Below are 8,080 nucleotides of genomic sequence, written 5' to 3'. Positions count from 1 at the left end.
CCCCCCCCCCCCCCCCCCCCCCCCCCCCCCCCCCCCCCCCCCCCCCCCCCCCCCCCCCCCCCCCCCCCCCCCCCCCCCCCCCCCCCCCCCCCCGGGCCCCCCCCCCCCCCCCCCCCCACCCCCCCGCGCCCCCCCGCCCCCCCCCCCCCCCGCCCCCCAAGCCAGGATCAGGATAGTAAGTCGTCCTTTTATGCATGTCGTTGTCCCAAAACCGCTGCGCACTTTTGGGCGACATGCATCGTCAGTTGGTGATGCCGAGCTTCTTGCAGCCTTCGGCGTAACGATCGACGCAGAGCTCTTCGGCGGTATTGATCTTCTTGTCGATGATCTCTGCCTTGAGGTTTTCCTGCGTCACCACCGCCGGCGTGAACAGCTGCGAGGGGGTATCGTAAAGGGTCATTTCGGCCTTCGGCGTCTCGCCCGACAGAAGCTGGATGGCGACGTTGGCGGCAGCCGCGGCAACGATCTCGCTCGGCTTGGAGATGGTATTGTACTGGTCGCCGGCGATGATCAGCTGCAAGGCGGCGATCGTTGCGTCATTGCCGGTGACCGGCGGCACCGGATCGACGCCGGCTGCCTTGAAGGCGGCGATGGCGCCACCGCCGGTGCCGTCATTGGCCGCGACGACGCCGACGATCTGCGTGGAGAAGCGGGTGACCTGGCCGCTTGCCCATTGCTGCGCCTTCGGCGGCGCCCATTCCGGCGTGTCGTACTCGGCCAGGATCTTGTAGCCGCTGTTGTCGAGGCTGGAATGAATGCCCTTCTTGATCAGGCCGGCCGCCGCATCGGTCGGCGAACCGTTGATCTGCAGCAGGCCACCGCTGGCCGGATCGACCTTCAGCGCCTTGAGATGTTCGACGAGCGAGTCGGCGATGGCCTTGCCGATGCCTTCATTGTTGAACGAGACATAGAAGTCGGCGGGTGCCGTCGGGATCGGGCGGTCATAGGCGATGACCTTGACGCCCTGGCTCTGCGCCAGCTTGACCAGCGAGGCGGCGGCGGTCGAGTCGACGGGGTCGAGCACGATCGCCTTGGCGCCCTGCGAGATCACCGAGTTGAACTGCTGCTGCTGGCGCGAGGCGTCGGCATCGGCATTCTGGTAGATCACCTTGCAGCCGGGGCAGAGTTTTTTCATCTCGGCGGCAAAGCCCGGATAGTCGTGCTGCTCGTAGCGCGTCGAGGCCTGGTCGGGCATCAGGAAGGCGACCGTGGCGTCGGTGACGGGCGCAGCAAGAGCGGCGGTGCCACTGAGAAGCGAAAGCGCCAGTGCTGCGGCGCCGGCTGATTTCCAAGCAAATCTGGTCATTTTTGATATCTCCGTTTGAATTGTTTCACGAAGCCCTGTCACCACATGGCGCGCCGGGCCTTGACTGCAAGTCGGACTGTTGCGAGGAATGACGCCGCACTTGATCTACGCGACGCATCCTCTTGATATTGCTGGATTTCAGGACAAGCAATCTCCAGCACAGGGCACTTCCAACGCACCCCGCGTCCTTGTCTCCCAAAATGTCTAAAGCTCCTCCCGGTCCTCCCTGTTAGGCGGCAATCTCCGCATTGATGTTTTCCGCCAGCAAGGCCCTGAAGCGCGACGGCGACATGCCTTTCTGCGTCAGGAACTGGCGGTTGAAATTCGAGATGTTGTTGTAGCCGGCGGCGTAGCAGATCTCGGTGATCGGCATGTCGGCCTCGCTCATCAGCAGCTGGCAGGCCAGGTTGATGCGCAGCCGGTTGACGTACTGCACCAGCGCCATGCCGGTGTGGCGGCGGAAGCTGCGCGAAAACGCGCTCGGGCTGCGGCCGGCAATCGCTGCCAGGTCGCTCTCGCTGAACGGCTCGGTCAGATTGGCGTTGATATAGGCAAGCGCCTTGTTGACGCCGGCCGACATGAAGCCCGAGGGGTCAGGCAGATAGCTGGCGCTGGTCAGCGTCCGCACATCGGCGGCGCGGCTCAGAATGTCGATCAGCTCCATGAACAGCGCGATGCGGCGCACGCCTTGTGCCTCGACCAGTTCGGCCAGCACAGGTGCGGCAAGCTTCGCAGTGGCAGCAGAAAACAACGCGCCGCGGCGGCTGAGTTCGAGAATGTTTTCACAACCGGCGAGTTCTGGCAGCGCCGTGGTGGCATCGGCGATGAACTCTTGCGAGAATTGCACGACGCGGCCGCGCAGCGGCACGCTGGTGCCGGCCGGCACGTCGCTGACCCAGTTGTGCGGCAGGTTGGGGCCGGTGAGCACGAGATTGCCGGGCTCGAATTCGCCGATGAAGTCGCCGACGAAATAGTGGCCTGTGGTCGCCACGACATGGTGGATTTCATATTCGGGATGGAAGTGCCAACGCACGGTGTGGAAGGGATAGCCATGGGCCCAGGCCTTGAACGACTCGCCACGTCTGATCTGGACGACTTCCAAGTCCGGATTCATGTCAGTTCCTCCCGGCGCCGGTCCGGTCATGCGACCAGTTGCAGTGCCCTCTCCCGCAGGCCGCGTTTGCCGCTCTCTGCAGTGATCAAAGCTTAGGCGGCAATCGGCGACGCCGCCACCACGGTGTGTCCATCACACTGATACTTTTTTGACATTTTTACGACCGAGGCGACGCGTTTGCGAGTACGCGGGAGAAATCAGGCCCCCCAGGCCGCCTGCGAGACGCTGACGACGCAAGTGTGCGAGCGCGGCGATCCGCGCCTCCACGAAGACGCGCTGTTTGGCGTCAAGCCGGAGTTGCTCGGCGATTTCAAACGTGTCGCCGACAGCGAGAGCTGGTCGCTCGCTTTCGGCTTCGTCATAGTGCCGTGCAAAAGGGAGCGGAGCGGCATGACAAGAGCGTTCACCTATTCCGGCAGCCCGGCGCATATTGTCTTCGGCAATGGCGCCTCGGCCGAAGTCGGCACCTGGATCGGAAAGCTCGGCTGCAAGCGGGCCCTGGTATTGTCGACGCCGCATCGGGCAGCCGATGGCGAGGCGCTTGCCAAGTCCATCGGCGCGATGGCGGCCGGCACGTTTTCAGGCGCGGCCATGCACACGCCGGTCGAAGTAACCGAAGCGGCAATGGCCAAGGCAACCGAGGTCAACGCCGACTGCGTCGTCGCGCTTGGCGGCGGCTCGACCACCGGTCTCGGCAAGGCGATCGCCTGGCGCACCGGCCTGCCGCAGATCGTCATCCCGACCACCTATGCCGGCTCCGAAGTGACGCCCATCCTCGGCCAGACCGAGAACGGCGAAAAGACCACGGTGCGTGACGCAAATATCCTGCCCGAAGTGGTGTTATACGATCCGGAGCTGACCGTCGGCCTGCCGGTGGCGATGAGCGTCACCTCAGGCCTCAACGCCATGGCGCATGCGGCGGAAGGGCTTTACGCACAGGACCGCAATCCGATTTCCACCTTGATGGCGACCGAAGGGCTACGTGCCCTGAAGACGGCGCTGCCGGTGTTGATCAAGGAGCCGAAAAATCTCGATGCACGCGGCGATGCGCTCCACGGTGCCTGGCTGTGCGGCTCGGTGCTCGGCACTGTCGGCATGGCGCTGCACCACAAGATCTGCCACACGCTGGGCGGTTCCTTCGACATGCCGCATGCCGAGACCCATGCGGTGATGCTGCCGCACACGATCGGCTTCAACGCCGTCGCCGTGCCCGATTTGCTGAAGCCGGTCGCCGACATTCTTGGCGGCAGCGCCGGCGGCGGTCTCCACGATTTCGCCAAGGCGATCGGCGCGCCCCTGACGTTGAAAGAACTCGGCCTCAAGCAGGCCGATCTCGACCGCGCCGCCGAGATCGCGACCAGGAACCCATACTGGAATCCGCGGCCTTTCGACCGCGCCGCTATCCGCGCCCTGTTGCAGGACGCGTGGGAGGGAAGACGTCCGCAAAACTGACGGCAACAAGCAAGGAACTTACCCGCCGCGAATTCATCAGGATACCGCCACGACGGTGTGCTCGCGGCGGCCTCGCGGTGCCGGCGATCGCCTGCCCTTTCGCATATAGCCGACACGCATGAGTGGCTCCGCCTGATCGGCGCAGGCCGCTCACGGTTTGTGCGCGTGAAAAACTGCGCGGCTCGAAAAGCCCATTGACATCAGCCGTATTTTCGACGCAAACGTTATATTGTTACTGTTATACAGTTACACAGCCCGCCTCTCCGGCGACATACATTTCAGACTGCAAGGAGACCACGGATGCGTCGCATTCCCTTTCTCGCCGCGCTGCTCGTCGCGGTGCCGCTTTTGACCGGCACGGCTGCCCGCGCCGAAGACAAGCTGACCATCGTGGCGGCCGAGAATTTCTATGGCGACCTTGCCCGCCAGATCGGCGGCAGCAACGTCACCGTCACCAGCATCCTGGCCAATCCCGATGACGATCCGCATCTGTTCGAGACCAGCCCGTCGACGGCGCGCACCATCGCCGACGCCAAGATCGTCATCTATAACGGCGCCGACTACGATCCGTGGATGGACAAGCTGCTGTCGGCCTCGACAGCCAAGGATCGCACGACCATCGTCGCCGCCGACCTGATCGGCAAGAAGTCGGGCGACAACCCGCATCTGTGGTACGACCCGGCGACGCTGCCGGCCATCGCCAAGGCGCTGAGCGCCGACCTTGCCAAGCGCGATCCGGCCAATGCCGTGTATTATGAGACGAACCTGAAGGCATTCCAGACCTCGCTCGAGGCCATTGACAAGGAAATCACCGACGTCAAGAACACCTATGCCGGCACCGAGGTGACGGCTACCGAGCCGGTCTTCGGCTACATGGCGGAAGCGCTCGGTCTCAAGATGCTGAACTACGATTTCCAGGTGGCCTTGATGAACGATGCGGAGCCGAGCGCCACGCAGGTGGCGGCGTTCGAAAACAGCCTGAAGGACGGCTCGGCCAAGATCCTGTTCTACAATTCGCAGGTGACCGACGAGGCAACGACAAGGCTGCTCGACATCGCCAAGCAGAACAAGGTCACGGTCATCGGCGTCACCGAGACGGAACCGGCGGGCCAGACGATCCAGACCTGGTTCGGCGGCCAGATCGACGCGGTCCAGAAGGCGCTCGCCGCCCGCACACAATGAATGTGACTGCGAATGAATGTGACTAAATGAACGCAATCGAATTCGACAAGGTCACGCTGACCTATGGGGGACGCCGGGTTTTATCCGACGTCTCCTTTTCTCTACCGCAAGGCGCCTTTGTCGGCCTGCTCGGCGCCAATGGCGCCGGCAAGACGACGATGCTGCGCGCCATTCTCGGCCTGATCAAACCGGCCGGCGGCGCCATTTCGGTGCTTGGCAAATCGCCGACGCGCGGCAACGCCGACATCGGCTATATGCCGCAGGCGCGGCGCGCGCTTGGCGATGTCGGCGTCAGCGGCCTCGACTTCGTGCTGAGTGCCGCCGGCGGGCATCGCTGGGGCTGGCCCGTCGCATCGGCTGCCGAGAAGGAGGCGGCGTGGAAGGCTCTTGAAGAGGTGGGCGCCGGCGACCTTGCGCGGCGGCCGCTGGGCGAGCTTTCCGGAGGCGAGCGCCAGCGCATCCTGATCGCGCAATCCTTGATCGGCAATCCGCAACTGCTGCTGCTCGACGAGCCGCTGATCAGCCTCGATGCAGGCCATCAGCGCGCGATCATCGACCTGGTGCATCAGATCGGCGAGCGGCTCGGCATTGCCGTGCTGTTCTGCTCGCACGAGATCAACCCGCTGCTGCGCGCCGTCGACCGCGTGCTCTATCTCGGCAACCGCAAGGCGGCGATCGGTTCCGTCGACGAGGTCATCAGCGGTCCGGTGCTGTCGAAACTCTATGGCACGCATATCAATGTGGTGCGGGTTGCCGGCCGCATCTTCGTCATGGCCGACGATGTCGAACTGGAGAGCGGGGCGCATGTCCACGATCTTTGACTATGAATTCATGCGCAACGCCTTCTATGCCTGCACCATCGTCGGCATCGTTTCGGGCGCGGTCGGCTATTTCCTCGTGCTCCGGGGCCAGACCTTCGCCGGTCATGCGCTCTCCCATGTCGGCTTTCCCGGCGCCACCGGCGCCGGCCTGATCGGGCTGTCGCCGTTTCTCGGCCTCACCGTGTTTACCGTCGCCGCCGGCATCGGCATCGGCCTGCTCGGCGAACGCGCGCATCGCGACGTCGCCATCGGCATCGTTTTGACGCTGTCGCTCGGCTTGGGCTTGCTGTTTCTGCATTTCTACACCGCCTTCGCCTCGCAGGCGACCAACGTGCTGTTCGGCAATGTGCTGGGCATCAGCCTGCGCACCGTTATCGTGCTTGCGGTGCTGGCGGTGGCGATCCTTGTCGCGCTTTTGCTGATCGCGCGGCCGCTGCTGTTCGCCAGCCTGCAGCCGGAACTCGCCGAAGCGCGCGGCGTGCCGCTCACTCTTGTCTCGACCCTGTTCATGGTGCTGGTCGCCGTCGCCACGTCCGAGGCGGTGCAGATCGTCGGCGTGCTGCTCGTCTTCGCGCTGATGGTGGCGCCTGCAGCCACCGCGCTCAGGCTTACTAGCGGCGTCGGAGCCGGCGTGCTGACGTCCATCGCGCTTGCCGTGATCATCGCCTGGATCAGCCTGACGCTCGCCTTCCTGACCGACTGGCCGACGAGCTTCTGGATCACGGCGCTGGGCGCGGCGGCCTATGTCGTCAGCGGCATGGTCCGGCGCCCGTCGGTCCGAGAGACTCAGAGCGCCGACGCCGGCCCCTGAGGCTTGCCCTCCGGCGGGTCGATCGGGCCGGCTGGAGTGCAAAACTGACGTGAGGGAAATACACCCAAAAAAAGTCAGGTTTACAAATCGGCTCCTGAAACGTTTCAGCCGCGAAAGACAAATTCATCCAATCGCCTAGATCGCGACCTCTGTCGCGCCAAAGGGCCGCTCCGGAGCGGCCGGAACACCCGGAAAACCGCCATTTCAAGCGCATTTTGTAGCGGCGAATGGCGTCCGCGCGGCCGGTTGGAAGCTGGCCGGGAGGTGCAAAGGCGACCCCCCGCGGCCATCGCGGGCGGCGTTGACAGACCGCGGTGCTGCATGCGTATAGCAAGCCATGGGTCACGCCATGGCCGTGGCGGTTGAGACGGGGCTGGGGGGTTTCGTAACAACAGCATTGACGGCCCGGCGCCGGACGGGCGGCATGCACTCTCGAAGTGCGCCGCTCGCTCTTGGCTGACGCGCCGGCGACCCGGCAGCAGTCCTGGCCTGCGTTATCTCGACCAGGCTCCGCAGAACGCCATCGTCTCAGCTTTTCGATCCGCATCGGTTCGAAGCGAACGAGGTGACGCCCTCTTAACCGATATTCGCTTCGCTACGTCCCCCTCCCCCTGCTGGGCGAGGGGGACGCTGGCGATGAACCGCGCCGGCCGACGTGTATCGGCACCGATCAGGCACTCCTGACGACGCGATCAAGCAAGCCTGACGACGAGCCGATCAGGCGACCCTGGCGACGTCGATCAAGCAAGCTTGACTACGTCGATCAAGCAAGCTTGACGACGAAGTGCTTGGTTACCGGCTCGAGGATCTGCCAGGTGCCCTTGAAATCGGCTTCGACCACGAACGCATCGCCCGGACCGACCTCGACAGGCGTGCCGCCATCGGGCGTGATGATGATGCGGCCGGCGATCATGTGCACGAACTCATAGTCGGTGTAGGTGGCGTGATAAGTGCCGGGCGAGGCCCGCCAGGTGCCCGACAGCACCTTGCCGTCGGCGGTGGTGTGCTGCACGGCGGTCTGCATGGTCGGCCGGCCCGCGACAACGATCCAGCCCGGTAAGTCGCCGCCCTCGGCATGCTCGACAGCGCCGAATTTGAAAATGGTGGTGTTGGTCATGGGAGGCTCCGTTTGAATTGCATGGCTGCCGGTTGGATAGCCGATGCGTGTGACGGGGGCAACGCAAGGGCCGACCCCGGATGTCGGAGATTTGGCGAAGGAGGCGGGGACCTAATCTCCCCCATCGAGGGGGAGATGTCGCCGAAGGCGACAGAGGGGGTCGCCGCGCGTGGAGCGCCTGCCTTCACTTGCAGGATTGGGCCGAGTCCGGTCGAACCGACCCCCTCTGGCCTGCCGGCCATCTCCCCCTCAAGGGGGGAGATCAGCGGCGTCGCCT

Annotated in this window: 7 protein-coding genes; 4 read left to right on the top strand and 3 right to left on the bottom strand. The window is 64.5% G+C overall.

Annotation, left to right across the window (positions count from 1 at the left end):
• Positions 1-241 precede the first annotated feature (241 nt).
• Both NKI05_RS27925 and NKI05_RS27920 read right to left on the bottom strand, forming a co-directional pair.
• A complete protein-coding gene (locus NKI05_RS27925; protein WP_023814865.1) occupies positions 242-1,306 on the bottom strand; it encodes an ABC transporter substrate-binding protein in 1,065 nt (354 codons plus the stop codon).
• Positions 1,307-1,535: 229 nt separating this feature from the next.
• Positions 1,536-2,420 carry an AraC family transcriptional regulator gene (locus NKI05_RS27920; RefSeq protein ID WP_023814866.1) on the bottom strand — a complete coding sequence of 295 codons (885 nt, stop codon included), beginning with the start codon at positions 2,418-2,420 and terminating at the stop codon, positions 1,536-1,538.
• A 390-nt stretch (positions 2,421-2,810) separates the two neighbouring features.
• Between NKI05_RS27920 and NKI05_RS27915 the strand changes: the two genes are divergently transcribed.
• From NKI05_RS27915 to NKI05_RS27900, 4 genes are all read left to right on the top strand, one after another.
• Positions 2,811-3,872, top strand: coding sequence for a maleylacetate reductase (locus NKI05_RS27915; RefSeq protein ID WP_023814867.1), 1,062 nt, complete (start codon positions 2,811-2,813; stop codon positions 3,870-3,872).
• Between the two features lie 300 nt (positions 3,873-4,172).
• Positions 4,173-5,054 (top strand): metal ABC transporter solute-binding protein, Zn/Mn family, encoded by an 882-nt coding sequence (locus tag NKI05_RS27910; protein WP_023712495.1) that lies wholly within the window; start codon positions 4,173-4,175, stop codon positions 5,052-5,054.
• A gap of 26 nt (positions 5,055-5,080) precedes the next feature.
• The gene (locus tag NKI05_RS27905; RefSeq protein ID WP_023685455.1) at positions 5,081-5,875 is read left to right on the top strand and encodes a metal ABC transporter ATP-binding protein; all 795 of its coding nucleotides are present in this window, start codon (positions 5,081-5,083) and stop codon (positions 5,873-5,875) included.
• Positions 5,859-6,686, top strand: a complete 828-nt coding sequence (locus NKI05_RS27900; RefSeq protein WP_023685454.1) for a metal ABC transporter permease — start codon at positions 5,859-5,861, stop codon at positions 6,684-6,686. The genes NKI05_RS27905 and NKI05_RS27900 overlap by 17 nt, the downstream gene beginning before the upstream one ends.
• Before the next feature lie 763 nt (positions 6,687-7,449).
• Here NKI05_RS27900 and NKI05_RS27895 read toward each other — a convergent pair.
• Positions 7,450-7,803: a cupin domain-containing protein gene (locus NKI05_RS27895; protein ID WP_023688994.1), complete on the bottom strand. Its 354-nt coding sequence runs from the start codon at positions 7,801-7,803 to the stop codon at positions 7,450-7,452.
• Positions 7,804-8,080: the final 277 nt, after the last annotated feature.

The organism is Mesorhizobium sp. M0771 (assembly GCF_040320155.1).
Taxonomy (GTDB): Bacteria; Pseudomonadota; Alphaproteobacteria; order Rhizobiales; family Rhizobiaceae; genus Mesorhizobium.
Note: the sequence above shows the minus strand (reverse complement) of the source record. Positions and strands in the feature narration are given on the sequence as shown.

Coding starts and splice junctions, on each gene's coding strand:
- NKI05_RS27910 (WP_023712495.1), top strand. CDS start 4,173: ATGCGTCGCATTCCCTTTCTCGCCGCGCTGCTCGTCGCGGTGCCGCTT.
- NKI05_RS27895 (WP_023688994.1), bottom strand. CDS start 7,803: ATGACCAACACCACCATTTTCAAATTCGGCGCTGTCGAGCATGCCGAG.
- NKI05_RS27915 (WP_023814867.1), top strand. CDS start 2,811: ATGACAAGAGCGTTCACCTATTCCGGCAGCCCGGCGCATATTGTCTTC.
- NKI05_RS27925 (WP_023814865.1), bottom strand. CDS start 1,306: ATGACCAGATTTGCTTGGAAATCAGCCGGCGCCGCAGCACTGGCGCTT.
- NKI05_RS27920 (WP_023814866.1), bottom strand. CDS start 2,420: ATGAATCCGGACTTGGAAGTCGTCCAGATCAGACGTGGCGAGTCGTTC.
- NKI05_RS27900 (WP_023685454.1), top strand. CDS start 5,859: ATGTCCACGATCTTTGACTATGAATTCATGCGCAACGCCTTCTATGCC.
- NKI05_RS27905 (WP_023685455.1), top strand. CDS start 5,081: ATGAACGCAATCGAATTCGACAAGGTCACGCTGACCTATGGGGGACGC.